The following is a 25,937-nucleotide window of genomic DNA, read 5'->3' on the forward strand; positions in this document are numbered from 1 at the left end:
CCCACTCCTCGCAAGGACGCACCATGACGACCTTCGCCCTGATCGGCGCCGGTTCCGGCCTCGGACTGGCCGCCGCCCGCCGCTTCGGCACCGCCGGTCACACCGTCGCCCTCATCGCGCGGGGCGCCGAACACCTCGACGCCCTGACCTCAGAACTCGCGCGGGACGGCGTCCAGGCCCGCGGTTTCACCGCCGACGCGCTGGACCCCGCCTCGCTGGCCACGGCCCTGCGGGCCGCCGCCGACGCCCTCGGTCCCGTCGAGATCCTCCAGTACAGCCCCGCCGTCCGAGCCGACTTCATGAAACCGGTCCTCGACACCACCGCCGACGACCTCGACGCGCCCCTCACGTTCTCCGTCAAGGGCCCCGTCACCGCGGTGCGCGCCGTCCTGCCCGGCATGCGGCGACTCGGCCGCGGCACGCTCCTGTTCGTCAACGGGGGCAGTGCCGTACGCCCGCACCCGGAACGCGCCGGCACGTCCGTCGCGTTCGCCGCCGAGAGCGCCTACGCGCGGATGCTCCACGACACGCTCGCCCCGGAGAACATCCACGCCGCGCAGCTGATCGTCCCCGGCGCCATCCACCCCGACTCCGAGCACAGCAACCCCGACGCCCTGGCCCGGCGCCTGTACGCCCTGCACACCGACCGCGACGGCTTCCGCCACTACGCCGAGGCACTGCCCGACTGATCGGCCCCGCCGGGCGGGCATGGGGAGCCCTCGGTTCAGCGGCGTCCGCCGAACTCCCAGTCGTGGACCTCGATGTGGGCGTACCGGTGCGTGGTCAGGACGGCGCGGGCCCCGTCCGGATCGGTGGCCCGGACCAGCGCGGCCGTGCCCAGCCAGGTCGCGCCGTCGTCGGACAGCAGCGGCCCGTACGCGATCAGCCCGTCGTGGCCGGGCGGCACGGTGAGGTCGGCGGGCCCGCCCGAGCCGAGGCCGAGCACCAGGTAGCGGTTGCCGCCGGTCCGGCCACCGGGGAACTCCTCCATGGTGCGCCCCAGCAGGTTGCGCCACCGGCGCAGCAGGACGTCACGGTAGACGCCCGCCTGGTGGTTGGGCTCGTCGAAGGCGAACGCGCGGGCGGCGGCCGGGTCCGGCAGGTCGACGATGTGGACGCTGCCGGTGGGGGTCTCGCCGTCCTCGGCGAAGGTCGGGCCGCGGGCGATCAGCTGAGCGGCGTACTGGTCCATGTAGGACCAGTGCGCCTCCGCCAGCTCCTGCCGCAGGGGGAGGGAGCCGGGCCGGTCGCGGTGGTAGCAGAGGAACTCCATGGGACCGGACCCTCGCCGACATCGGCCGCCGTCTCAACCGGGTTTCGTGGCGAAGGACAGGAGTACGCGCGGGTGTACGCGCAGCCGCGCCCCGGGCCGGGCGGGGACGGCCCGCCCGGGCGGGCCGTGTTCAGGCGCCCTGGTGTCGCGGGGGCAGGCGGTCGGCGACGTACTCGGTGAGGTCGAGGAGGCGGTGGGTGTAGCCCCCTTCGTTGTCGTACCAGCCGAAGACCTTCACCAGGTCGCCGTGCGCCTGCGTCAGCGGGGCGTCGAGGACGCAGGAGGCCGGGTCGCCCACGACGTCGCGGGACACGATCGGTGCCTGCGACACCCGCAGGACGCCCTTCAGCGGTCCGTCGGCGGCCTCCCGGAAGGCGTCGTTGACCTCTTCGGCGGTCACCGGCCGGTCGAGGACCACGCTCAGGTCGGTGAGGGAGCCGTCCTCGACGGGGACGCGTACGGCGATGCCGTCGAGGGTGCCGGACAGCTCCGGCAGCACGAGGCCGACCGCGCGGGCCGCGCCCGTCGAGGTGGGGATGATGTTCACGGCGGCGCTGCGCCCGCGGCGGAGGTCCTTGTGGGGGCCGTCGAGGACGACCTGGTCGTTGGTGTAGCCGTGGATGGTGGTCATCAGGCCCTTGACGATCCCGAAGTGCTCGTCGAGGACCTTCACCATGGGGGCGACGCAGTTGGTGGTGCAGGACGCGTTGGAGACGACGTCGTGCCGTCGCGGGTCGTAGGTGCCCTCGTTGACGCCCATCACCACGGTGGCGTCGACGTCCTTGCCGGGCACGGACAGCAGCACCTTGCGCGCCCCGGCCGCCAGATGCCGGCCGGCCTGCTCGCGGGTGCGGAAACGGCCGGTCGCCTCGATGACCACGTCCACGCCGAGGTCGCCCCAGCCCAGGTCGGCGGGGTCGCGCTCGGCGGTCACGGCGATGCGGTGCCCGGCCACGGTGATCGAGTCGTCGTCGTGCTCGACGGGCCGGCCGAGGCGGCCGTACGTGGAGTCGTACGCCAGCAGATGGGCCAGCGCCGCCGGTGAGGCGATGTCGTTGACGGCGACGACCTCGACGGCCGTGCCGGTGGCGTTGTCCGTGCGCTCCAGCGCCCGGCGCAGGTAGTTCCGTCCGATGCGGCCGAAGCCGTTGATGCCGACGCGCACGCTCATGTCCGTCGCCCTCCCGATCGGTGTCCTCGTCCGTCAGCCGTCAGACTGCGGGCCGGGAACACGGCGGGGCTTGGGCCGGACGGGGGCGGGCCGGGGGACGTTCGGCCCGGCGGCCCGCCCTCGGACGTCAGCTGCCGTCCTGCTTGAGCCGGTCCGCGGCCTGGGTGGCGATGACGGCGGCCTGGACGCGCCGCTCCACCCCGAGCTTGGCGAGCAGCCGGGAGATGTGGTTCTTGACGGTCTTCTCGGCGAGGTAGAGCCGCTGGCCGATCTGGCGGTTGGTGAGCCCCTCACCGATCAGGGCGAGGATCTCCCGCTCCCGGTCGGTGAGGCCCGGCAGGGCGTCCGGCTCGGGCTCCGGCTCCTGGCCCTGCCGCAGCCGCGCCATCAGCCGGGCGGTGGCGCTGGGGTCGAGCAGCGACTGGCCGGCGGCCACCGTGCGGACGGCGGACACCAGGTCGGAGCCCTGGATCTGCTTCAGCACGTACCCGGACGCGCCCGCCATGATCGAGTCCAGCAGGGCCTCCTCGTCGTCGAACGAGGTCAGCATCAGGCAGGCCAGCTCCGGCATGGTCGAGCGCAGTTCCCGGCACACGGTCACCCCGTCGCCGTCCGGCAGGCGCACGTCCAGCACCGCCACGTGGGGCCGCAGGGCGGGGACCCGGACCAGGGCCTGCTCGGCGTTGGCGGCCTCCCCGACCACGGTGATGTCGGGCTCGTCGTTCAGCAGGTCGTGCACCCCGCGCCGCACCACCTCGTGGTCGTCCAGCAGGAAGACCCGGATCGGGTTGTCGGGTCCGGGCTGCTCGCCGTCCGCCATCGAATGCTCCTCGTTCGCTCTGCGTCGCTCCCGCGCCGTGCCCCGTGGGGCGACCGGCCACTGTCTACCGATGATCCTCCGTGATGCGGGGCCGAAGGGCCAGGGTCTGAAGGCCCTACCGGGTGCGCGGGGCCGGTCGGCCCCCTCCGTGAGGACGTCCAGCACCTGCCGCCGGGTCCCGGCGCGGCCGAGCCTGGATGCGGCATCGCGTCGACAGAGTCCGGGAGCATTCCATGAAGGCAGCAGTGGTCACGTCGTTCGGCCGGCCCTTGGTGATCGAGGAGCGGCCCGATCCGCGGCCGGGTCCCGGTCAGGTCCGTATCCGGGTGGAGGCGTCGGGGCTGTGCCACACCGACATCCACGCCGCGCACGGCGACTGGCCGGTCAGGCCCACTCTCCCGTTCGTCCCCGGCCACGAGGGCGTCGGTGTCGTCGAGGCGCTCGGCGAGGGGGTGACCCACCTGGAGATCGGGCAGCGGGTGGCGGTGCCGTGGCTGGGCTGGGCCTGCGGGCGGTGCGAGCACTGCCGGTCAGGTTGGGAGACGCTGTGCGAGCGGCAGCGGAACACCGGCTACGGCGTGGACGGCGGCCACGCGGAGAAGATGCTCGCCTCGGCGGACTTCGCCGCCCCGGTGCCTGAGGGTGTCGACCCGCGCGACGCGGCCCCGCTGACCTGCGCGGGGGTCACCACGTACAAGGCCCTGAAGGTGGCCGAGGTGCGTCCCGCCCAGTTGGTGGCGGTCTCCGGGATCGGGGGTCTCGGCCACCTCGCCGTGCAGTACGCGAAGATCGCCGGCGCGACCGTCGCCGCGATCGACGTCACCGACGACAAGCTCGGCCTCGCGCGCGAGCTGGGGGCCGACATCCTGATCGACGCCCGCAGGGACGACCCGGCTGAGGTGCTCAAGCGGCACGGCGGGGCCCACGTGGCGATCGCGCTGGCCGTCGACGAGGGGGCCTTCGCCTCGGTGTACGGCGGTCTCAGGCGCGGCGGCAAGCTCGTCATGGTGGCCCTGCCGGCCGGTGGCACCATCCGGGTGCCGATCTTCGACACGGTTCTGAACGGCACGTCCGTGATCGGTTCGATCGTGGGTACCCGCCAGGACCTGGACGAGGTGTTCCGGCTGCACGCCGCCGGACGCACGAAGGTGATCTACGAGACCCGCCCGCTGGATGCGGTCAACGAGTCGATCGCCGAGGTGCTCGGCGGTCAGGTCAAGGCGCGCATCGTCTTCGAGATGTGACCTGGCCGCCACACCTCCCCGGAAGCCGGACAAAGGAGCGCGACGCCATGGTCCGTTACGTGTACGAGTTCGCCGAGGGCGGCCGGGAGATGGCCGGCCTCCTCGGCGGCAAGGGCGCCAATCTGGCGGAGATGACCCGGATGGGTCTGCCGGTGCCGCCGGGCTTCACCGTCACCACCGAGGCCTGCCGGGCCTTCCTGGCCACCGGCTCCGTGCCGGACGGCCTGGACCGCGAGATCTCCGAGCACCTGTCCGCCCTGGAACGGGCGGCGGGACGCCGGCTGGGCGAGCCCGGGGATCCGCTGCTGCTGTCCGTCCGCTCCGGGGCCCGTTTCTCCATGCCCGGCATGATGGAGACGATCCTCGACGTCGGGCTGAACGACGAGTCGGTGCTGGGCCTGGCCAAGGTGTCCGGCAACGAGCGCTTCGCCTGGGACTCCTACCGCCGCCTCGTGCAGATGTTCGGCAGTACGGTCATGGGGGTCGACGGCGCGCTGTTCGACGAGGTCATGGCCCGGCTGAAGGAGCGCCGGGGGGCCGCCGACGACCTGGGGCTGGACGCGGCCGACCTGGCCGAGCTGGTCGAGGCGTCCAAGGAGCTGATCCGCGACCGGACCGGCGAGTACTTCCCTCAGTCGCCGGCCGAGCAGCTGCGCCGGGCGGTCCTCGCGGTGTTCCAGTCGTGGAACGGGGAGCGCGCCCGGATCTACCGCCGCCGCGAGCACATCCCCGACGACCTGGGCACGGCCGTCACCGTGCAGACCATGGTGTTCGGCAACCTCGGGTCGGACTCCGGCAGCGGTGTCGCCTTCACCCGCGACCCGGCCACCGGCCGGCCCGGCCTGTACGGCGACTACCTGCCGAACGCGCAGGGCGAGGACGTCGTCGCCGGCATCCGCAACACGGTCCCGCTCGACGAGCTGGACCGTCTCGACCCGGAGTCGTTCGCCCGGCTGCGCGCTCTCATGCGCACCCTGGAGACCCACTACCGGGATCTGTGCGACATCGAGTTCACCATCGAGCGCGGCTCGCTGTGGATGTTGCAGACCCGCGTGGGGAAGCGGACCGCGGAGGCGGCGTTCGCCATCGCGGGTCAGCTGGCCGAGGAGGGTCTGATCAGCGAGGACGAGGCGCTGGCCCGAGTGGGCGGGAGCGGGCTCGCGAGACTGATGTTCCCCCGCTTCGACACCGCGGCGGTCGGTGAGGCCCTCGCGCACGGCATCCCGGCCTCGCCCGGCGCCGCGGTGGGCGCGGTCGTGTTCGACTCCGCCGAGGCGGTACGGCGGGCCGCCGCCGGGGAGCGGGTCGTCCTCGTACGGCAGGAGACGACCCCCGACGACCTGCCGGGCATGGTCGCCGCCCAGGCGGTGCTCACCAGCCGCGGCGGGAAGACCAGCCACGCGGCCGTCGTCGCGCGCGGCATGGGCAAGGTCTGTGTGTGCGGCGCGGAGGAGATCGCGGTGGATCCGCACGGGCGCCGCTTCACCGTGGGCGGCACCACCGTCGAGGAGGGCACCGTCATCTCCGTCGACGGCTCCGAGGGCGCCGTCTACCCGGGGGCGGCCCCGCTGGTGGACTCCGCGGTGATGCGGTACTTCGAGACGGGCGGTCGCGGCGAGGAGCCGGCGGGGCTGGTGGCCGCCGTGGCGCGGGCCATGCGGCAGGCGGACGGCGTCCGGCGTCTGGGAGTGCGGGCGAACGCCGACACCCCCGAGGACGCCGCGCGGGCCCGGCGGTTCGGTGCCGAGGGCATCGGGCTGTGCCGTACCGAGCACATGTTCCTCGGCGACCGCAGGCAGCTGGTCGAGGCGATGATCCTGGCCGGGACCGACGCCGCGCGCGAGCAGGCGCTGGACGCGTTGCTGCCGCTGCAGCGGCGGGACTTCGTCGGCATCCTGGAGGCGATGGACGGGCTGCCCGTGACCATCCGGCTGCTCGACCCCCCGCTCCACGAGTTCCTGCCCGACCGCACGGAGCTGGCCGTCCGGCTGGCGGCCGCCGAGGCGCAGGGCAGCCCGCCGAGCGCGCACGACGCGGAGCTGCTGGACGCGGTGAACCGCATGCACGAGGAGAACCCCATGCTCGGCCTGCGCGGCGTACGCCTGGGTCTGGTCGCGCCGGGGCTGGTCGCGATGCAGGTACGGGCGATCGCCGAGGCGGTCGTGGAGCGGAAGCGGGCGGGCGGCGACCCGCGCGCGGAGATCATGGTGCCGCTCGTGGACACCGTGGAGGAGCTGCGGATCGTCCGTGAGGAGGTGGAGCAGGTCCTGGCGGAGGTCGCGGACCGGTCGGGCGTCGCCCTGTCGTGCCCGGTCGGCACGATGATCGAGCTGCCGAGGGCCGCGCTCACCGCGGGCAGGATCGCCGAGGAGGCGCGGTTCTTCTCCTTCGGCACCAATGATCTGACCCAGACCACCTGGGGTTTCTCCCGTGACGACGTCGAGGCGGCGTTCTTCTCCGCCTACCTCGACAAGGGGATCTTCACGGTGTCCCCGTTCGAGACGATCGACCGTGAGGGGGTGGGCCGGCTCGTCGAGATCGCCGTGGCGGAGGGCAGGGCCGTGCGGCCGGACCTGAAGATCGGTGTCTGCGGCGAGCACGGCGGCGACCCGGAGTCCGTGCACTTCTTCCACGCCGCCGGCCTCGACTACGTCTCCTGCTCCCCCTTCCGCGTTCCGGTCGCCCGCCTGGAGGCCGGGCGTGCCGCGCTGTCGGGGACGGACGGCGGCGACACCCGGTGAGAGAGGAGTGGGCGTCATGACGCGCATCGTCGGTGAGGTGATGACCCGTGAGGTCGTCGAGGCGCGCCGGGACACGTCGTTCAAGGAGGTGGCGCGGCTGCTGGACCGGCACCGCATCAGTGGTCTGCCCGTGGTGGACCACGACGACAAGGTGGTGGGAGTGGTCTCCGAGACCGATCTGATCCGCCGGCAGGCGGCGGCCGGGGCCGGGCGGGGCCGGGCCGGGGGGTTCCCCCGGCCCGCGTCGCGCCGCTCCGGCCGCCGGTCGGCGGACCCGGCCGCGGCCGTGACCGCCGGGGACCTGATGTCGTCGCCGGCCGTCACGGTGCACCCGGAGCAGCGCGTCGCGGACGCCGCGCGGGTGATGGAACGGCATCGTGTCGACCGGTTGCCGGTGGTGGACGAGGAGGACCGGCTGATCGGCATCGCCACCCGGCGGGATCTGCTGCGGGTGTTCCTGCGCACGGACGAGGAGATCCGCCGGGACGTGACCGACGGGATCCTGACCCGTGCGCCGGGCCTTCCGCCGGGGGCCGTCACCGTGTCGGTGCGGGACGGTGTGGTGAGGCTGCGGGGCCGGCTGGAGCGGCGCGGTGACGTGCCGGTCACCGTGCGGCTGGCGTGGCGGGTGGACGGGGTGGTCGGTGTCGTGAGCGAGCTGACGTTCCGGGTCGACGACGTCGCCGCCGATGACGCCGCCGTCGATCGGAGGCACCTGGGCGTCCGCCCCGCGCGGTGACATGACGACGGAGCGCCGGCCGGGTGGCGACTCGGCCGGCGCTCCGGTCCGTGTCACAGGGCCCGCAGGCCGTGTTCCCGGAACTGTTCGCGGACCCGTTCGGTCAGGGCCGCGTCGGGGGCGGGGGTGTCGCGCAGCGGGAAGGGGATGGCGAGCGCCTGGTACTTGTGGGCGCCGAGCTTGTGGAAGGGCAGGACGTCGACCCGGTCGACGTTGCCGAGGCCGGCGAGGAAGGCGCCCAGTTTGTCGACGGCGGCCGGGTCGTCGGTCCAGCCGGGGACGAGGACGTAGCGGATCCACACCGGGACGCCGAGCCGGTCCAGGCGGGTGGCGAAGGTGAGGGTCGGGGAGAGGTCCCCGCCCGTCAGCGTCCGGTAGGTACCGATGTCGAAGGACTTGATGTCGAGCAGGACGAGGTCGGTGTCGGCGAGCAGGCCGTCGCCGGCGCGGGCGCCGAGGAAGCCGGAGGTGTCCAGCGCGGTGTGCAGGCCGAGTTCCTTGCAGCGGCTCAGGATCCCGGCCGTGAACGCGGGTTGCAGCAGGGCCTCCCCGCCGGTGAGTGTCACTCCCCCGCCCGCGGTGGTGACGAAGGGGCGGTACTTCTCGATCTCGGCGACCACGTCGTCGACGGTGGCCTCCTGGCCGTCGCGCAGGTGCCAGGTGTCCGGGTTGGCGCAGTACAGGCAGCGCAGCGGGCAGCCGCTGAGGAAGAGGACGAACCGGGTCCCGGGCCCGTCCACTCCCGTGGACAGGTCCCAGGAGTGGACGCGGCCCGTCACCGGTCCGGCGGTGGTGCTCACAGCGTTCCGTGGAAGGTGCGGCTGATCACGTCGAGCTGCTGCTCGCGGGTCAGACGGACGAAGTTGACGGCGTATCCGGAGACGCGGACGGTCAGCTCCGGGTACTTCTCCGGATGCTCCATGGCGTCCTCCAGGGTGGCCCGGTCCAGGACGTTGACGTTCATGTGGAAGCCGCCGGAGGCGGTGTAGGCGTCGAGGACGCCGACGAGGTTGCCCGGGCGTTCGGCCGGGTCGTGGCCGAGTCCCTCGGGTGTGATCGTCGTCGTCAGCGAGATGCCGTCCCGGGCCTGTTCGTACGGCAGCTTGGCCACGGACAGGGCGGAGGCGGCCACGCCGTGCAGGTCGCGCCCGTTCATGGGGTTGGCGCCCGGCGCGAAGGGGGCTCCGGCGCGGCGGCCGTCGGGGGTGTTGCCGGTGTGCTTGCCGTACACGACGTTGGAGGTGATGGTCAGCACGGACTGGGTGTGCTCGGCGTCCCGGTAGGTGGGGTGGCGCCGCACCTTCGCCATGAACGACTCCACGAGGTCGACCGCGATGCGGTCGGCGCGGTCGTCGTTGTTGCCGTACGCGGGGAACTCGCCCTCGGTGCGGAAGTCGACGGCGAGTCCCGTGGCGTCGCGGAAGACCTTCACGCGGGCGTGCCTGACGGCGGAGAGGCTGTCCACGGCGACGGACAGGCCCGCGATGCCGCACGCCATGAAGCGGTGCACGGGGTGGTCGTGCAGGGCCATCTCGATGCGCTCGTAGGCGTACTTGTCGTGCATGTAGTGGATGACGTTGAGCGCGTTGACGTAGGTGGCCGCGAGCCAGTCCAGCACGCGGTCGTACGCCGCCGACAGTTCCTCGTAGTCCAGGTACTCGCCGGTCAGGGCGGGCGTCACGGGGGCGATCTGGTCGCCGGTCATCTCGTCCCGGCCGCCGTTGACCGCGTACAGCAGGGCCTTGGCGAGGTTGACCCGCGCTCCGAAGAACTGCATCTGGCGGCCCACCGCCATCGCGGAGACGCAGCAGGCGATCGCCGTGTCGTCGCCGGTGCGGGGGCGCAGCAGGTCGTCGGACTCGTACTGGATGGCGCTGGTGTCGATGGAGACCTGCGCGCAGAACTGCTTGAACCCCTCGGGCAGGCGCGGCGACCACAGGACGGTCAGGTTGGGCTCGGGGGCCGGGCCGAGGTTGTAGAGGGTCTGCAGGAAACGGAACGAGGTGCGGGTGACCAGCGGGCGGCCGTCGGCGCCGATGCCGCCGATGGACTCCGTGACCCAGGTCGGGTCGCCGGAGAACAGGGCGTCGTACTCGGGGGTGCGCAGGAACCGTACGATCCGCAGCTTGATCACGAAGTCGTCGATGAGTTCCTGGGCGCGGGTCTCGTCGATCGTGCCCTCCTCCAGGTCGCGTCGGAGGTAGACGTCGAGGAAGGTGGAGGTGCGGCCCAGGGACATCGCGGCGCCGTTCTGCTCCTTCACCGCCGCGAGGAAGCCCAGGTACAGCCACTGCACCGCCTCGTGTGCGGTGACGGCGGGGCGGGTGACGTCGCAGCCGTACGAGGCCGCCATCCGCGCCAGTTCACCCAACGCCCTGATCTGCTCGGCCAGTTCCTCGCGGTCGCGGATGACGTCCGGGGTGGAGGGCCGCGCGTCCAGCAGGGCCCGCTCGGCCCGCTTGGCCTCGATGAGCCGGTCGGTGCCGTAGAGGGCGACGCGCCGGTAGTCGCCGATGATCCGGCCGCGGCCGTACGCGTCGGGCAGACCGGTGATGATGCCGGCCTTGCGGGCGGCCCGCATCTCGGGGGTGTAGGCGTCGAAGACGCCGTCGTTGTGGGTCTTGCGGTAGGTCCCGAAGACACGCTTGACGAAGGGGTCGGCCTGGTAGCCGTACGCCTTCAGTCCGTTCTCCACCATCCGCAGGCCGCCGTTGGGCATGATGGCCCGCCGCAGGGGGGCGTCGGTCTGGAGGCCGACGATGAGTTCCCGGTCGCGGTCGATGAAGCCGGGCCGGTGCGAGGTGATGGTGGAGGGCAGCCCGGGGTCGACGTCGAGAACGCCCCGGCGCCGCTCCTCGGGGAACAGCCGGGCGACCTTGTTCCAGACGGCGAGCGTCCGCTCGGTCGGCCCGGTGAGGAAGGCCGCGTCGCCCTCGTAGGGCGTGTAGTTGGCCTGGATGAAGTCCCGTACGTCGACCTGGTCGCGCCAGTGGGCACCGGCGAAGCCGCGCCATGCCTCGGTCGTCGCACCGGGTCCCGCTGTCACCGTTGCCGTCATCGCCGGTCTCTCCCTCGTTCCGCTTGCAGAATCTCTGCACTTCGATGCTCGTCCCGCTCGGTGGCGGCGGGGAGGGTCGGTCGGCGCAGCCGGGCCGCGCCATCGGTCCCTGGCGGGTGGGGGCCGATGGGCCCTGGCGAAGTCCGGTGCGGGAGCGACCCGTTGACGGTCGGTGACGCGGACGACCGGGGGCGCCCCCGCGTCCTGGCGGAGGCGCCCCCGGTCCGACGAGCCGTCACCTTCTCGTCCGTCAGGGCCTGCTCTCAGAGGAGCCAGCGGTGGCGGCTGACGAAGGGCAGGCGGGCCCAGGCCCTGCCCAGGCCCCAGGTGGCGCCGGCTCCCGCGGCGGCCAGGGCCACGAGGACGACGGCGTAGACGAGGTGGTAGTCGGCGAAGGGGTTGGTCGACATGCTGGCCGACCCGTCGGACAGGTGCTTCGCCGGTGGCCATTCCGCGACCCACATCAGCGCCATCATCAGGGTGCCGGCGACGGCGGCGAGCCGCAGGCCGACGCCCGCGACCAGGGCGAGCCCGATACCGAGCAGTCCGAGCATGAACAGCGTGTCCGCCCAGGCGGCTCCGGCCCAGTCGTGGAACGTGGACTCCATCGGGCCGACGGCGACGTGGCTGAGGAAGCCCTCGGTCGGTGACCCGCCGTCGATCCAGCCCCGGCCGGACGGGGTCGCGTAGCCGAAGCCGAACGTCTTGTCGAGGAACGCCCAGAGGAAGACGAACCCGGTCAGGATGCGAAGCCCGGCGAACACGTACGGGCCGGTGGCCGTCGCCGCGGTGGTCGTGTCGTCGGTGGAGGCGGGAGCCGTGCCGGTGCGGCGCAGGGACGGGAGGCGGAACGCGGGGTGACGCTGGGGGTGGTGGTGCACTGCCATGATGCTCATCCCTTTCGAGGGTCCGACGCGCGGAATGGGGACGCCTGTCGTTGCGCCTTCAATGTCCCGCGTCTTCGTCGCCTGCCGCAGAGGCCCCACGGGCCCGGACCGCAGGCCGAACGTCCCGCGGTTCGGGCCCCGTTGGAGGTCGGACGTCCCGGACGGGGGCTTGGCCGGGTTCCCGGGCGGGGCGGCGGGCTCGCTGGTCCCGCGGGGCGCCCGACGAGTGACCAACGGCCCCGTGACGGGTGGCGCCGGCGCCGGGGAAGCTGGGGGCGCCCCGTTCCCGACGGGCGGGCGAGCGCGAGGAGTTGTGTGATGGCGAAGGCATATCTGGTGGGCAGCGGCATCGCGGCGCTCGCCGCGGCGGCGTTCCTGATCCGCGACGGCGGCTTCGACGGGTCGGACATCCACCTGTTCGAGGAGCAACAGCGCCGTCAGCAGGACGGGCACCGCGACGGCCGCCCCCGGCCGGGCCCCGCCGTGTCCGGGACGGGCGGCCAGCGGGAGCAGAGCGGAGGCCACCGCCACCCCGAGGCCGACTCCGAGGACGGTGACGAAACGGTTCCGGGCGCGGTGCATGCGCGCACGGGCCGTCAGCCACGGGGACGAATCCGCCCGGTCGACGTGACCCACGTCGTGCGCGTGGGCCGAGTGGGGCTGCTGGGTCGGCCGGGCTCGCTGGGGCGACTGGCTGTGCTGGGCCTGCTGGGCTTGTTGGGTCGGCTGGATCGGCTGGATCGGCTGCGTGGAGACGGCCGAGCGGGTCGGCCGGGTCGCCAGGGCCGCCCGTGCCCGCCTGGTCTCCCGTGCCTCGCTCCCGCGGCGTACGGCCGCGCGGATCCGCAGGCCGGCCGTGGTGGCGGCGCCCACCACGGCCAGGGCGCCCGGCGCCCACCACGGGTCGGCCACGAGCAGGAGTACGGCGACGCCGGCGACCGTCGTCCAGCCGCTCAGGCAGGCGGCCGCCCCACCGCGCAGGGAGTCCGGCCGGTCGGCCCCCGCGCGCACCGTCGCGAGGGCCGGCAGCCACCAGACGCAGCCGGAGGCGGCCACCAGGGCGACGCCCAGGGCCGGGACGGGGTGCGTCACGGTTCAGACCGCCCTCTCGATCGCGACGATCTCCGGGTGGTGCAGGTCGAAGGCCGGCGACTCGGAGCGGATGCGCGGCAGCGAGGTGAAGTTGTGGCGCGGCGGCGGGCACGAGGTCGCCCACTCCAGGGAACGGCCGTACCCCCAGGGGTCGTCCACGTCGACCTTGCTGCCGTACCTGGCGGTCTTCCAGACGTTGTAGAAGAACGGCAGGATCGACAGGCCCAGCAGGAACGAGCCGATCGTGGACAGCGAGTTGAGGGCGGTGAAGCCGTCCGCGGCGAGGTAGTCGGCGTACCGGCGGGGCATGCCCTCGGCGCCGAGCCAGTGCTGCACGAGGAAGGTGAGGTGGAAGCCCACGGTGAGCGTCCAGAAGGTGATCTTGCCGAGGCGTTCGTCGAGCATCCGGCCGGTGAACTTCGGCCACCAGAAGTGGAATCCGGCGAACATCGCGTACACGACGGTGCCGAAGACCGTGTAGTGGAAGTGGGCCACCACGAAGTACGAGTCCGACAGGTGGAAGTCCATCGGCGGTGACGCCAGGATCACCCCGGTCAGGCCGCCGAAGACGAACGTGATGAGGAAGCCGGTGGTCCACAGCATCGGCGTCTCGAAGGAGAGGCTGCCCTTCCACATCGTGCCGATCCAGTTGAAGAACTTCACGCCGGTCGGTACGGCGATGAGGAACGTCATGAAGGAGAAGAACGGCAGCAGCACCCCGCCGGTGACGTACATGTGGTGCGCCCACACCGTGACGGAGAGGCCGGCGATCGCGATGGTCGCGCCGATCAGGCCCATGTAGCCGAACATCGGCTTGCGCGAGAAGACGGGGATGACCTCGGAGACGATCCCGAAGAACGGCAGCGCGAGAATGTACACCTCGGGGTGGCCGAAGAACCAGAACAGGTGCTGCCAGAGCAGCGCTCCGCCGTTGGCCGCGTCGAAGACGTGGCTGCCGAACTTGCGGTCACACTCCAGTGCGAACAGGGCCGCGGCCAGCACCGGGAACACCAGCAGGATCAGCAGCGCGGTCAGCAGCACGTTCCAGGTGAAGATCGGCATCCGGAACATGGTCATGCCCGGTGCGCGCATGCAGATGATCGTGGTGATGAAGTTGACCGCGCCCAGGATCGAGCCGAAGCCGGAGAGGGCCACACCCATGATCCACATGTCGGCGCCGAGTCCCGGCGAGTGGACGGCGTCGGACAGCGGCGCGTACAGGAACCAGCCGAAGTCGGCGGCACCGCCCGGGGTCAGGAAGCCGAACGCGGCGATCGACGAGCCGAACAGGAACAGCCAGTAGGCGAGCATGTTCAACCGGGGGAAGGCCACGTCCGGGGCGCCGATCTGCAACGGCATGATCCAGTTGGCGAAGCCGGTGAACAGCGGCATGGCGAACATCAGCAGCATGATCGAGCCGTGCATGGTGAACGCCTGGTTGAACTGTTCGCCCGACATGATCTGCAGGCCCGGGCGGGCGAGTTCGGCCCGCATCATCAGGGCCATCACACCGCCGACGACGAAGAACGCGAACGCGGTGACCAGGTACATCGTCCCGATCTTCTTGTGATCGGTGGTCGTCAGCCAGTCGACCCACGTCGGCCGTCCCGCCGACGGGACGGCCGCCCCGGCCTCCGCACGGACCGGGGGACGCGACCGCGCCCCCGCCGTGTGCTTCTCCTGCTCCAGCTGCGCCTCGTCCATCGGACGGCGTCCTCCCCATCTGCTCACGTGCTTCAGAGCGCCGGGAAGCGCCCGCGCGTACGCATGGGAGACACGGCGCTTCCCGGCGCCGCCACATGATCGTCGGACCGGCCCCCCGCCCCGATAGGGTCGAACGGTCCCCAGGTCGTCCCCCGAGGGGGTCGAACGGTCCCCATCGGCCGCGAACCGGATACCGCCCGGCCGCACGGCCCGGGTCGAGGCCGGCCGCGGGCCCTTGCGCCGGGCAACCGCTGGCGGGACACACGTTCACCGGTGGGCCGTACGGGCTGGTCGGGCCTTGTACGGGGGCCGAACGGCCCTTGGGAGGGGCTCGGTGGCGGCGGACAGTGGGAGGGAAGAGAGGAAGATCAGCGCGAGCGTCCTCAGGAGGCGAGAGGCATGCGGCACCGGATGGTGAGTGACCTCATGACCACAGGCGTCGTACGGGTACGGCGGGACACCGGCTTCAAGGAGATCGCGAAACTCCTCGCCGAGCACGACGTCACGGCCGTCCCCGTCGTGGACGACGACGACCGTCCCCTCGGTGTCGTCTCCGAGGCGGACCTCCTGCGCAAGGAGGCCGCGCAACTCGACCCGGCCGGGCTGCTGCCGGTGCTGCGTCCGGGGGACTCGGCCGGCGCGAAGGCCGAGGCGTCCACCGCCGAGGGGCTGATGAACAGCCCTGCCGTGACCGCGCGACCGCAGTGGACGGTGGTGGAGGCCGCCCAGGTCATGGAGCGCCACCACGTCAAACGACTGCCGGTGGTCGACGAGGCGGGACGACTCGTGGGGCTGATCAGCCGCGCGGACCTGCTGCGCGTCTTCCTGCGCGGCGACAGCGCGATCCGGGAGGAGATCACCGGGGAGGTGCTGGTACGCACCCTGGGCCTCGCGCCCGACACGGTCACCGTGCGGGTGGTCGACGGGCGGGTCGCGCTGCGGGGTACCGTCGAGCGGAAATCCCTGGTCCCCGTGGTGCTCCGGCTGTGCCGGGGCGTGGACGGGGTCGTCGACGTCTCCGCCGAGCTGGATCACCGCATCGACGACACGGCCGAGGCCCTGTCGGGCCCGGGGATGTCACGCCGCTCCCAGCTGGCGAGCTGACCTGGGGCGGGGCGAGGGCAGCGGCTCCGGCAGCACGGACCTCGCCCTCGTCCTTCCCCAGCCGCCCTGCTCCCTCCTCCCCGCTCCCTTCCACGCGCTGCTTCTGCGCCCTACGCCGTCTCGTGCCCGGCGGGGACGATGAGGACCGGGCAGTGGGAGTGGTGCAGCAGCTCGCGGGCCACGGGCCCGAGGTGGCGGCCGGGGCCGTGCGCCGCGGGGCCGGCCGCGACCACGACGAGGTCGGCGGTGCGGGTCGCGTCCACCAGGGCCCGCACCGGGGCGGAGCCCGGCTCGGGGGCGTCCGCGCGTACGGTCGGGTGCTGCTCCCCCAGGTCCGCCAGTGCGGCGACCAGCGCGGAGCGCGCGGCCGACCGCCCGTGGGCCCGGGGGGCCGTCACGGGGAGCACGCGGTGGTGCGTGGTGAACGGGGGGATCCGCAGCCGGGCGCGGCGCAGTTCGGCCTCCTGGAAGGCGTAGGCCGCCGTACCCGCGTCGGTGGCGTCGTCGAGGGCGAGGATGATCTCGTCGTGGCGGTTCATCGGTGAGTCGCCGCGTACGAGGAGCAGCGGCCCCGGCGCGTGCGCGGCCAGCCGCGCGCTCACCGAGCCCACCACCGCGCCGAGTATCCCGCCGAGGTCCCGGCAGCCGACGACGGTGAGTGCCGCGTGACGCCCCCGTTCCGCGAGGACGCCGGCCGAGTGCCCCTCGACCGGGACGGTGGTGACGGCCGTGCCGGGACGACGGGCACGCACACGTGCGGCGGCGGACGCCAGCACGGGGCCGGCCTCGTCGAGATCCGGCACGGCATGGACGATCTCCAGACCCACACCGCGCAGGGCGGCCTCGTCGGCGGCGCGGTCGAGAGCGCGTACGGCGGTGACCGTGCCGTCCACGCCGACGGTCACGTGACGGGTCCTCATGGTAGTTGCTCCTGTCGGGGTTCGGGGTTCGGGGCGTCCTTGCTCCCGGGCAGCGGTCCGGACGTGCGCGGACGAGTCCTGCATCAGCCGTGCGCGCATCAGGCACGGGTGACTCGGCGCGAGGGCTCAGGTGTGCGGGGGCTCAGGCGCGTCCGCAACCGAGACGGTCGAAACTCAGGTGCCCGGGACTCAGGTGTGCGGTACGACGGCCACCGGGCAGCGGACGTGGTGCAGGGCCGCGTGGGTGACGGGCCCGGTGTGCGAGCCGAGCCGGGCGTCCCGGATCCGGCGGCCGACGACGAACAGCGAGGCGTCGGACGACGCGTCGACGAGCGCGCCCGCGGCCCGCCCCTGGACGACGGTCTCGGCCACGGCGACCTCGGGGAACTTCGCGGACCACGGGCGCAGTGCCGCGACCACGGCGCGCCCCCGTTCCGCGAGCAGCGCGGTTTCGGGAACCGGGTCGCGGGTGTCGTCGACGGCGTACGCCGTCGGCACCCGGTAGGCGTGAATCACACGGAGCCCGGTGCCGCGGAGCCGGGCCGCGGCGAAGGCGAACTCGATCAGTTCGTCGCACGGGTGGGAGACGTCGAGCCCGAGGACCACGTCCCGGTACGGGAGTTCGGGCACCTCGTCCGGCGACACCCCGTCCGGGGCAGGGAGGTGTTCGCCCGCGGCGCCCTCCCCGGACCGGACGAGCACCATGGGGCGCGTCGACCGTGCCACGACCCGCTGGGAGACCGAGCCGACGACGAACCCGGCGAGACCGCTCAGTCCACGGGAGCCGAGGACCAGCAGTTCGGCCTCGTCGGTGGCGTCGAGCAGGGCGGCGACCGGGGCTTCCCGCACGAGCCGGCCCTCGATCCCGAGGCCGGGGTGCGCGGCCCGGACGCTACGGGCCGCCTCCTCCAGGGTCTGTTCGGCCCACGCGCGCTGACCGGTCCCGAGGGGGACGGAGGCCGGCGGACGCGGATGCCACTCCCACGCGTGCACGAGCCGCAGCTGCGTGCCTCTGCGCAGGGCTTCCCTGGCCGCCCAGTGGGCGGCGGCGAGACTCTCGGTCGATCCGTCGACTCCCGCGATCACGTACCGAACCATGGTGCGCCTCCTGATTCCCTGCCGGATGGGCCTGAGCCCGAGCATCGGGGAGGGAGACGGCGGTGCGCAGGGGGCCGCAAGTCCTTCCCCTGGGCCCTTGGGCCCTCAACTCCCCCCGCCCCATGGCCCGGACGGCTCAACGCGACACGAGAGCCAGGGCGGGGCGAAGGGCCGCCGTGTCCGCCGGCGCCCCGGCCGGCGAGCCCGTCGGAAGGAGCGAGGGCACGGTCCTCGGCGGCCCCGTCGGAGCGACCGGCCCCGTCGGCGCCCCAGGGGCCAAAGGCGCCACTGGCGGCATCGGCGCCATCGGCGGCCGGCCGTTCGTGGCGTGATCCGCGCGGCGGCGCACCGCACGCAGTGCCAGCGCGTCGCGCACGGCCCGCAGGACGAAGGCCACCACGGCGGAGGCGGCCAGCAGGGCGGCGTACCGCCTCCGAACGAGCGATGCCGAAGCCGATGTCGAGGTCGAGGTCGAGGTCGAAGTCGGCCTCGATGCCGATGCCGATGCCGACGCCGATGCCCCTGCCGATGCCGATGCCGATGCCGATGGTGGCGTCGCTGCCCACCGCGGCGTCGCCTCCGATGTCGTCGTGACCATGCTGCGCACCCCTTTCCGGGTTCCGGTCCCCCTCCTCAAGGGAACAGCCTGGCGGGCCACGGCGCAGGGTGCCGAAGGGCTCCCGTGGGGTGCTGTGCGGCCCGGCCGTGGAGCCGTACGGCCCCTACTGCGTCCGGCGCGGCGCCGCGACTGTGGGCAGGGTCCACCCCCAGCCCCTCCGGCTCCGCGGCGCGGGCCGGGAAGGAGTCCCCGATGTGGTCCGCAGCATCCGCAGCTCCCGCTCTCCCGACGCTGGAGACGATCGTGTCGGCGGCCGTGGCCGCTCCCTCGATCCACAACACCCAGCCCTGGCGCTTCCGGTTCGATCCGGACACGGTGACGCTGGAGGTCCGCGCGGTGGCGGACCGCGGGCTACGGCACCTCGACCCCACGGGCAGGGCGCTGCACGTGTCCGTGGGCTGTGCCCTGCTCAACCTCCGGCTGGCGGTCGCCCACGTCGGCCGGGAACCGGTGACCCGGCTGCTGCCCCGGCCCGACGAACCGGATCTGCTGGCCGCCGTACGGCTCGGTGGGCCGGTGCGGAACACGGCCGTTCCCCGGCTGTACGAGGCACTGTGGCACCGGCACAGCAGCCGGTTGCCGTTCTCCGGAGCGCCCCTGCCGGGCGCGGTGGCGGCGGAACTCGCCGAGGCCGCGCACAGTGAGGGCGCTGCGCTGAGCCGACCCGGTCCGGGTGAGACGGAGCGGGTGCTGCGGCTGTTCCGTGATGCCGAGCGCCGCAACACGGCCGACCCCGAACGGGCGGCGGAGAGCAGACGTTGGGTGCACGAGCCGAACGCGGCAGCGCTCGGCATGCCGCCGGCGGCGATCGGGCCGCAGGACTTCTGGGAGCGGATGCCCCTCCGGGACTTCGGCGCGCACCGGCGTCCGTCCGTGCTGGCCACGCGTCCCTTCGAGAAACGGCCGTCGATCGCCGTGCTGTCCACCGCGCACGACCGGAGGTCGGACTGGCTGCGTGCCGGACAGGCACTCCAGCGTGTCCTGCTGGTGGCCACCGCCCACGGGCTGCGGGCCTCGCTCCTGCACCAGGCGCTGGAGTGGCCCGATCTGCGGCAGCGGGTCGTGCCTCCCGTGGACGCCCTCCGCGCCCACGCGCAGATGGTGATCCGGTTGGGCTACGGCCCGGAAGGCCCGCCGTCCCCGCGCCGCCCGGCCCGGCAGGCCCTGGACGCGGGCACTCTGTTCGCGTCGTGACGGACCCGTGGCCCTCGCGCACGGCCGCCGGACCGGCCCGGGGCGCGTGCCGTCCGGCCCTGACCCCGTGGCGATCGTCCCGCACGAGTGAACCGCGACCGCCTCGCGTGCACACCGACACCCGTCCGCGCGCGAGGCGTGGCGGCGACCGAACTGTCGGGCCCGCGCGGGAACATGACACATCCGCGCGGCGCTGTTCCTGATACCCCGGCCGGTATCGCGGCCTTCACGGCGAAGCCGTCCCGGAGGGGGTGTCCTCACGGCTCGGAGAAAGGTGTGAGACCCATGACGGCTCCAGGTCAGGAGCGGCGTTCACCGGGTGAACCGCCCCCGTTGGTGACCTCCTGCGGGCGCAGGATCACCGTGAGATGTCTGACGCTGGCGGCGGCCCGGCCGATCACCCGGGTGACGTTGCGGGTGGGGCCGGACCAGGGTGAAGAACCCGGCGTCTGGGCCTCGCTGACGACCGAGGAGGCCCGGGAACTGGCCCACCAGCTACTCGCCCACGCCGACCGGGCCGAGTCCGCCGCCGGTACCGGAGCCTCCCACGTGTGACGGGATCCCCGGAAGCCGTCCCCGCGCCGGGCCCAGGACGGGCGAGTCGCCGTCGGGGAGCCCCCGGCGGATTCGACGTGGCTCCCCGGGGGCCGTTCGGCCGACGGGACGAGCCCGCCCGGCCCAAGCGCCGTCTCCCCGCACCACCGCATGGTGGCTCCAGAGGCCATTCAGGGAGGCGGCCATGCCGGAAGTCACCGCCGAGAACACCATCGTCGTGGGCGTCGACGGCTCCGCGGCGTCCATGTCCGCGCTGCGCTGGGCGGTCCGGGAGGCCCGCGCCGTCGACGCGGAGGTCGTCGCCGTGCACGCCTGGGAACCGGCCGAGCCCACGCTCGCCCCGTACGCTCCCCCGTCGGCCCGCCCGACGGTCGCCGAACAGCGGGTGAGAGCCGCGGGATTGCTCGCCGACACGTTGCGGGAGGCCCTCGGCCCGCGGAACGACGGCGAGGTCCGCGCCGTGGTGACCCAGGGGCCACCCGTTCGGGTGCTCCTGCGACACGCCCGCGGGGCGCGGCTGCTCGTGCTGGGACGCCGGACCCACAGCGCGTTCGGGGTGCCCCCGATCGGGGCGGTCGGCCGGGAGTGCCTGCTCCACGCGACGGTTCCCGTGGTCGCGGTGCCCGCTCCCGAGCCGTCCGCGGCGACGTCGGGAGGAGGTCCGCTCCTGTGGGACACGGTCGACGGCCAGGACGGTTACGACGTCGGCGCTCTCGTGGCACGGGTCACGGCTCCCGTGAAGAGGTGACCCGTCGGGGGACGTTCGGCCCTGGCGCGTTCGGCGTCCTCGTGTTGTCCTTGAATCGACGGGAAGGGCCCCGTTGAACAGACGCGGAGAAGCGGCCCGCGAGGTCGCGCACCGCGCAATCAGGATCCGCGAGAAGCGGGTGGGGCCCTTTCCGTCCTGCTGTGCCGCTGCCGTGCCGCCCGTGCCGCCTGCCGAACGCCGCGGGCAGACCGCAGGGCGCCGCCGCCGTACGAGGGCCGTCGCCCCGCGCCCCCGATCCGAAGTGTTCCCGCCCTCGCACGGCGCGCCTCGCCCAGGGCTGAAAGGCCCTCGCGGGGCGGCGGGTCGGTCCCGTCAGGCCCTGACGACGGCACCTGAACGGCCCATGCGGCGGCGGCGTTCCGACTGGCACCTTCCAGGGGGACGAGGAGGAGGTGCGGACCGATGGCCGGCAGCAGACGAGGGACGGAGCCGCTGTGGCGGTGGCGGAGCAATCCGCTGCGACGCCACGAGGACGTGCTGGAGGCATGGGTCGTGCTCGCCGTCTGGGCGGTCATCGTGATCGGTGGCACCCTGGCCGGCTTCCTGACCTCGCAGGCGGCGCAGGAGGTCTTCGCCGACCAGCGCGCCGAGCGGCGTCCGGTCCCGGCCGTACTCCTCTCCGACGTTCCCGTACCGGAGTCGGATCCGTACAGCGCGGGCGACCGCTCCTCGGCGGAGATCCGCTGGACCGCCCCGGACGGCACCCGGCGCACCGGGACGACACTGGTGGAGGGCGGTCGGAAGGCCGGCACCCGGGTCACGGTCTGGACCGACGGGACGGGCGCCCTGAGCAGTGAGCCGCCCACGCAGGACGAAGCGGCGATCGAGGCCGGCGCGCTCGGCACGGCCGCGGCGCTCGCCCTGAGCGGCCTGACGTACGGCGTCGGCCGTGCCGGGCGGTGGTGGCTCGACCGGCGACGTGTCGAGCGGTGGGGCAGGGAATGGACCCTGGTCGGCCCGCGGTGGGACCACAAGGCGACCTGACGCCGCGCCGACCGCCACCTCCCGGCGTGCCCCCTCCCTTGCCCGCCCTCTCACCATCCCCCCTCCTGACCTGCCACCACCCTCACCTGCGGAATTGCGAAATTTAGCAATTCACTAGATGCTTGTCTCCGTGCCCGTGGTCCGCCGGGCGAGACGCAGGGGGCCGCTCCGAGGACGGGGCGCCGCAGGGAAGCCGAGGGGTCGTGTCCGTTCCGCTGTACCAGGCCGCGGCGCGGCTCACCGCGCTGCTGCCCTCACGCGCCGACCTGGCGGCCATGGGGCGCTCACCGAGACGGGATCTCCTCGCGGGGCTCACCGTCGCGATCGTGGCCCTGCCGCTCGCGCTCGGCTTCGGTGTCTCCTCGGGCCTCGGGGCCGAGGCGGGACTGGCGACCGCCGTGGTGGCCGGTGCGCTCGCCGCCCTGTTCGGCGGTTCCGACCTCCAGGTGTCCGGGCCGACCGGTGCGATGACCGTGGTGCTGGTACCGATCGTCGGCGAGTACGGCACGAGGGGTGTGCTCACCGTCGGGCTGATGGCCGGAGTGATGCTCATCGCGCTGGCCGCGCTGCGGGCCGGAACCTGCATGCGGTACGTGCCGGCGCCCGTGGTGGAGGGCTTCACCCTCGGCATCGCCTGCGTCATCGGGCTCCAGCAGGTGCCCCACGCGCTCGGTGTGCCCGCGCCCGACGGCGACCGGGTGCTGGTGGTGGCCTGGCGGGCCGTCGCGGAGTTCGCGGGGAACCCGGACTGGACCGCGGTCGGCCTCGCGGTGTCCGTCGCCGTGATCATGCTGGTGGGCGCCCGTCTGTGGCCGACCCTCCCGTTCTCCCTCGTCGCCGTCGTCGCGGCCACGGTCCTCACCCAGGTCGCGCACCTCGACGCGGCACCCATCGGTGACCTCCTGTCCGGACTGCCCGCGCCCTCGCTCGGGTTCCTCGACCCCGGCGCGCTCGGTTCGCTGCTCGCCCCGGCCGTGGCCGTGGCGGCGCTCGCGGCCCTGGAGTCCCTGCTGTCGGCCTCGGTGGCGGACGGCATGACGGTGGGGCGGCGGCACGACCCCGACCGCGAGCTGTTCGGCCAGGGGCTGGCCAATCTCGCGGCGCCCCTGTTCGGCGGGGTGCCCGCGACCGGAGCGATAGCCCGGACCGCCGTCAACGTCCGTACGGGCGCCGGTTCCCGCCTGGCGGCCCTGACCCATGCCGCGATCCTCGCCGCGATCGTCTTCGCGGCGGCACCCCTGGTGGCGAGGATCCCGCTCGCGGCCCTGGCCGGTGTGCTGCTGGCGACCGCGGTCCGCATGGTCGAGGTCGGTTCGCTCCGGGCGATGGCCCGCGCGACCCGCTCGGACGCGCTGATCCTCGTCCTCACCGCGGTCGCGACCCTCGCCCTGGACCTCGTGTACGCGGTGCTCATCGGCCTGGCCGTGGCGGGGGCGCTCGCCCTGCGTGCCGTGGCCCAGCAGGCCCGCCTGGACCGGGTGCCGCTGGACCGGGGCGACCACAGCGCCGAGGAGCACGCCCTGCTCGCCGAGCACATCGTGGCGTACCGCATCGACGGGCCGCTGTTCTTCGCCGCCGCGCACCGCTTCCTGCTGGAGCTGACCGAGGTGGCCGACGTACGGGTCGTCATCCTGCGCATGTCCCGCGTGTCCACGATGGACGCCACGGGTGCGCTCGTGCTGAAGGACGCGGTGGAACGACTGACGCGGCGCGGCATCCTCGTCCTGGCCTCCGGGATACGGCCCGTTCAGCGCCGCGTCCTGGACTCCGTCGGCGCGCTGGAGCCGCTGCTGCACGAAGGCCGGGAGTACGCCACCACCCCGGAGGCGATCAGGGCGGCCCGCCACCACCTGGAGACGGCCGGGATCCTGCCCGCGGGCTCGGGCCGGGGCGGGACGGTACGGGGATGACCACGCGACTGGACGCGCTGCCGTACCGGCACGTGCTCACCCTCCCGACCATGCCGGCCGCCGTGCGGCTGGCCAGGGAGACCGCCGAGCAGGCCCTGACCGAATGGGGAATCGGGCTGCGGCACCCCACCGTTGACCCGGCCCTGCTGATCCTCGGGGAGCTGGTGGCCAACAGCGTCCGGCACGCCGCCGTCCTGTCACCGCAGCTGACGGTGGTCTACGCGGCGGACCGGGACCGGCTGGCCCTCGCCGTGCACGACCGGCACCCGTACCAGCCCTCGCTGTACGGCGCGCTCACCAGCGACGGCACCGGAGGGCTGTCCACCGTCATGGAGCTGACGCTCGGGCTGGGCGGCACCGCCGTCGTGGAGCCCGACACCGACGGGAACGGCAAGAGCATATGGATCACCCTGCCCCTGTGAACGCACAGCGGACGGCCGGGGCGCCGGCTGCGACGGAGGGAGGCGGCGCACTCGGCGACCCGGGCGTGAAGCCGGGAGGGACCTCGGGAAAGCCACCGTCGCCGGGTCCGGCCGCTCGGTTTCCACCCCCGCGGTTTCGGGCTGTTCGGCGCGGCAGGCGAGGATGGACCGCATGTTCCTGACGAGTGAGTGGATGCGACGCGCCGCGCCCCTGCCGGTGAGACCGCGCGGATGCGTCGAGGAGGCGACGGCACGATGAGTACGCCGCTGTACCAACTGAAGGCCGAGTTCTTCAAGACGCTGGGCCACCCGGCCCGCATCCGGGTCCTGGAACTGCTGAGCGAGCGTGAGCACGCGGTCGCGGAGATGCTGCCCGAGGTGGGCATCGAGCCCGCCCACCTGTCCCAGCAGCTCGCGGTGCTGCGCCGCGCCAACCTGGTCAAGAACCGCAAGGAGGGTTCGACGGTGTACTACTCGCTGACGAGCCCCGACGTCGCCGAACTGCTGCGGGTCGCGCGGACCATCCTCTCCGGGGTGCTCGCCGGGCAGGCCGAACTGCTGGCCGACCTCCAGGCCGCGCAGACCGAGGGAAAGCCCCCCTCGTGACAGCGGCGGCCCCGCGGCTCACTGCTCCGCCGGGACGATGCGGCGCCCCGTGACGCGTGTGGGCCGGATCGCCACCCACATCTCGCGGCCGCCTCCGGCCCACGGTGAGGAATGGGCGCCCTCCACGAGGCCGCGCACCTCGTCGGGCGCGGTGACCACGCGCGCGGTTCCGACGACGAGGACGCTCCAGCCCTGGCTCATCGCCTCGTCCACATGGTCGACCTCGAAGGCCACCTCCGACCCGACGGCCGCCGCCGGCACCGACTCCGGCGCGGTCCGGAACGCGATCGTCTCCCCGACGACCTCGTAGTTCACCGGAACCACCGCCGGGCCTCCCGCCGACGAGACCGCCACCCGGCCCACGCCGTGGGTGGACAGCAGGGCACGGCACTCGTCGGGGTCGAGGTCCACCAGCCGGGGGTGCTGGAGCGCCTGACCCCGGCCGGGCGGCATGTCCACTCCGGCGCCGCGCAGGGCGGCGACGGTCGTGTCGAGGGCGTCGGCCAGGCCGATGAGGCTGGCCTTGGTCGGGTCGGCCGGCTGCTCCTCCACGTAGGCCAGGTACTCCGGTGCCATCCCGGCGCGGCGGGCCGCCTCCTCCCGGGTCAGCCCCAGGCGAAGGCGCGCGGCCGCGACGCGGCGGCCGATGTCACCGGGGTTGGGCGGCTTGGCCGGCGGGGTCCCGGGAGCCTGCGTGCCCGCGCGCGGCTCGTCGGCGGGCGGCGCGGGCGTCCGGGACGGTTCTCGTCCACCGGCGGGCCGGTGTTCGATGTGATGGATGTGGGCGTCCGGGCCGGGGAAGACGAGGGTCACCTCGTCCGTGTCCGACCAGCGCACGTCGTAGGGGGGCGTCCCGTCCTCGTGGTGGAGTCCGACGATCTCGCCGTCGCGCCTGGCGGCGCCGGTGGTGGTGCTCTCGACCACGAGTTGGTCACCGAGTTGAGCTCGCATGATGGCCGCCGTTTCGTCGTATACCGCTGTGACCTGTGGCTTGTGACTTTTGGCCGGTGCCTGTGCCGGTGCCGGT

22 protein-coding genes and 1 pseudogene are annotated in these 25,937 nt (G+C 73.4%); 13 read left to right on the top strand and 10 right to left on the bottom strand.

Annotated features, from left to right (window positions below; translation table 11 throughout):
* The first annotated feature begins 23 nt into the window (after nucleotides 1-23).
* Nucleotides 24-689, top strand: coding sequence for an SDR family NAD(P)-dependent oxidoreductase (locus GSY65_RS01905; RefSeq protein WP_159765627.1), 666 nt, complete (start codon nucleotides 24-26; stop codon nucleotides 687-689).
* 35 nt (nucleotides 690-724) lie between these two features.
* Here GSY65_RS01905 and GSY65_RS01910 read toward each other — a convergent pair whose 3' ends face one another.
* The 3 genes from GSY65_RS01910 to GSY65_RS01920 form a co-directional block, all read right to left on the bottom strand.
* Nucleotides 725-1,273, bottom strand: coding sequence for a YciI family protein (locus GSY65_RS01910; RefSeq protein WP_159765628.1), 549 nt, complete (start codon nucleotides 1,271-1,273; stop codon nucleotides 725-727).
* Nucleotides 1,274-1,403: 130 nt separating this feature from the next.
* A complete protein-coding gene (gene gap, locus GSY65_RS01915; RefSeq protein ID WP_159765629.1) occupies nucleotides 1,404-2,444 on the bottom strand; it encodes a type I glyceraldehyde-3-phosphate dehydrogenase in 1,041 nt (346 codons plus the stop codon).
* A 127-nt stretch (nucleotides 2,445-2,571) separates the two neighbouring features.
* Nucleotides 2,572-3,264 carry a response regulator gene (locus tag GSY65_RS01920; RefSeq protein WP_159765630.1) on the bottom strand — a complete coding sequence of 231 codons (693 nt, stop codon included), beginning with the start codon at nucleotides 3,262-3,264 and terminating at the stop codon, nucleotides 2,572-2,574.
* 233 nt (nucleotides 3,265-3,497) lie between these two features.
* Between GSY65_RS01920 and GSY65_RS01925 the strand changes: the two genes are divergently transcribed.
* From GSY65_RS01925 to GSY65_RS01935, 3 genes are read left to right on the top strand one after another with little or no spacing between them, the layout of a single operon-like run.
* Nucleotides 3,498-4,508: a zinc-dependent alcohol dehydrogenase gene (locus GSY65_RS01925; RefSeq protein WP_159765631.1), complete on the top strand. Its 1,011-nt coding sequence runs from the start codon at nucleotides 3,498-3,500 to the stop codon at nucleotides 4,506-4,508.
* A 47-nt stretch (nucleotides 4,509-4,555) separates the two neighbouring features.
* Entirely contained in the window at nucleotides 4,556-7,249 is a 2,694-nt protein-coding gene (gene ppdK, locus GSY65_RS01930; RefSeq protein ID WP_159765632.1) for a pyruvate, phosphate dikinase, read from the top strand.
* Between the two features lie 16 nt (nucleotides 7,250-7,265).
* Nucleotides 7,266-7,988, top strand: coding sequence for a CBS domain-containing protein (locus tag GSY65_RS01935; protein WP_159765633.1), 723 nt, complete (start codon nucleotides 7,266-7,268; stop codon nucleotides 7,986-7,988).
* A gap of 53 nt (nucleotides 7,989-8,041) precedes the next feature.
* Here GSY65_RS01935 and pflA read toward each other — a convergent pair whose 3' ends face one another.
* From pflA to GSY65_RS01950, 3 genes are all read right to left on the bottom strand, one after another.
* Nucleotides 8,042-8,788, bottom strand: coding sequence for a pyruvate formate-lyase-activating protein (gene pflA, locus GSY65_RS01940; RefSeq protein ID WP_201452432.1), 747 nt, complete (start codon nucleotides 8,786-8,788; stop codon nucleotides 8,042-8,044).
* Nucleotides 8,785-11,046, bottom strand: a complete 2,262-nt coding sequence (gene pflB, locus GSY65_RS01945) for a formate C-acetyltransferase (protein ID WP_159765634.1) — start codon at nucleotides 11,044-11,046, stop codon at nucleotides 8,785-8,787. The genes pflA and pflB overlap by 4 nt, the downstream gene beginning before the upstream one ends.
* Nucleotides 11,047-11,309: 263 nt before the next feature.
* Nucleotides 11,310-11,933, bottom strand: a complete 624-nt coding sequence (locus GSY65_RS01950) for a DoxX family membrane protein (RefSeq protein WP_159775533.1) — start codon at nucleotides 11,931-11,933, stop codon at nucleotides 11,310-11,312.
* A gap of 318 nt (nucleotides 11,934-12,251) precedes the next feature.
* Here GSY65_RS01950 and GSY65_RS01955 point away from each other — a divergent pair.
* Nucleotides 12,252-12,347 (top strand): annotated as a pseudogene (locus tag GSY65_RS01955) (oleate hydratase); the annotation flags it as partial.
* Between the two features lie 681 nt (nucleotides 12,348-13,028).
* On the opposite strand, the gene ctaD reads toward GSY65_RS01955, so the two are convergent.
* Nucleotides 13,029-14,729 carry an aa3-type cytochrome oxidase subunit I gene (gene ctaD, locus GSY65_RS01960; RefSeq protein ID WP_236579662.1) on the bottom strand — a complete coding sequence of 567 codons (1,701 nt, stop codon included), beginning with the start codon at nucleotides 14,727-14,729 and terminating at the stop codon, nucleotides 13,029-13,031.
* A gap of 399 nt (nucleotides 14,730-15,128) precedes the next feature.
* Here ctaD and GSY65_RS01965 point away from each other — a divergent pair, with 399 nt between their 5' ends.
* The gene (locus GSY65_RS01965) at nucleotides 15,129-15,833 is read left to right on the top strand and encodes a CBS domain-containing protein (RefSeq protein WP_159765635.1); all 705 of its coding nucleotides are present in this window, start codon (nucleotides 15,129-15,131) and stop codon (nucleotides 15,831-15,833) included.
* Between the two features lie 110 nt (nucleotides 15,834-15,943).
* On the opposite strand, the gene GSY65_RS01970 is transcribed toward GSY65_RS01965, so the two are convergent.
* Both GSY65_RS01970 and GSY65_RS01975 read right to left on the bottom strand, forming a co-directional pair.
* Complete coding sequence (locus GSY65_RS01970) at nucleotides 15,944-16,753, bottom strand: universal stress protein (RefSeq protein WP_159765636.1); 810 nt, start codon at nucleotides 16,751-16,753, stop codon at nucleotides 15,944-15,946.
* A 189-nt stretch (nucleotides 16,754-16,942) separates the two neighbouring features.
* Complete coding sequence (locus GSY65_RS01975; protein WP_159765637.1) at nucleotides 16,943-17,851, bottom strand: universal stress protein; 909 nt, start codon at nucleotides 17,849-17,851, stop codon at nucleotides 16,943-16,945.
* A gap of 811 nt (nucleotides 17,852-18,662) precedes the next feature.
* On the opposite strand from GSY65_RS01975, the gene GSY65_RS01980 reads away from it, so the two are divergent.
* The 7 genes from GSY65_RS01980 (at nucleotide 18,663) to GSY65_RS02010 (ending at nucleotide 24,910) form a co-directional block, all read left to right on the top strand.
* Nucleotides 18,663-19,664, top strand: coding sequence for an Acg family FMN-binding oxidoreductase (locus GSY65_RS01980; protein ID WP_159765638.1), 1,002 nt, complete (start codon nucleotides 18,663-18,665; stop codon nucleotides 19,662-19,664).
* A 363-nt stretch (nucleotides 19,665-20,027) separates the two neighbouring features.
* Complete coding sequence (locus tag GSY65_RS01985; RefSeq protein WP_236579664.1) at nucleotides 20,028-20,219, top strand: hypothetical protein; 192 nt, start codon at nucleotides 20,028-20,030, stop codon at nucleotides 20,217-20,219.
* A 184-nt stretch (nucleotides 20,220-20,403) separates the two neighbouring features.
* Nucleotides 20,404-20,967, top strand: a complete 564-nt coding sequence (locus GSY65_RS01990; RefSeq protein ID WP_159765639.1) for a universal stress protein — start codon at nucleotides 20,404-20,406, stop codon at nucleotides 20,965-20,967.
* Nucleotides 20,968-21,390: 423 nt separating this feature from the next.
* Entirely contained in the window at nucleotides 21,391-21,972 is a 582-nt protein-coding gene (locus GSY65_RS01995; RefSeq protein ID WP_159765640.1) for an Rv1733c family protein, read from the top strand.
* A gap of 275 nt (nucleotides 21,973-22,247) precedes the next feature.
* Nucleotides 22,248-23,882, top strand: a complete 1,635-nt coding sequence (locus GSY65_RS02000; RefSeq protein WP_159775537.1) for a SulP family inorganic anion transporter — start codon at nucleotides 22,248-22,250, stop codon at nucleotides 23,880-23,882.
* Nucleotides 23,879-24,304 carry an ATP-binding protein gene (locus tag GSY65_RS02005; RefSeq protein WP_159765641.1) on the top strand — a complete coding sequence of 142 codons (426 nt, stop codon included), beginning with the start codon at nucleotides 23,879-23,881 and terminating at the stop codon, nucleotides 24,302-24,304. The genes GSY65_RS02000 and GSY65_RS02005 overlap by 4 nt, the downstream gene beginning before the upstream one ends.
* 255 nt (nucleotides 24,305-24,559) lie before the next feature.
* Complete coding sequence (locus GSY65_RS02010; RefSeq protein ID WP_159765642.1) at nucleotides 24,560-24,910, top strand: ArsR/SmtB family transcription factor; 351 nt, start codon at nucleotides 24,560-24,562, stop codon at nucleotides 24,908-24,910.
* 18 nt (nucleotides 24,911-24,928) lie between these two features.
* Here GSY65_RS02010 and GSY65_RS02015 read toward each other — a convergent pair whose 3' ends face one another.
* Nucleotides 24,929-25,861 (bottom strand): pyridoxamine 5'-phosphate oxidase family protein, encoded by a 933-nt coding sequence (locus GSY65_RS02015; RefSeq protein WP_159765643.1) that lies wholly within the window; start codon nucleotides 25,859-25,861, stop codon nucleotides 24,929-24,931.
* Nucleotides 25,862-25,937: the final 76 nt, after the last annotated feature.

The sequence above is a fragment of the Streptomyces sp. HM190 genome (genome assembly GCF_009857135.1).
GTDB lineage: Bacteria > Actinomycetota > Actinomycetes > Streptomycetales > Streptomycetaceae > Streptomyces > Streptomyces heilongjiangensis.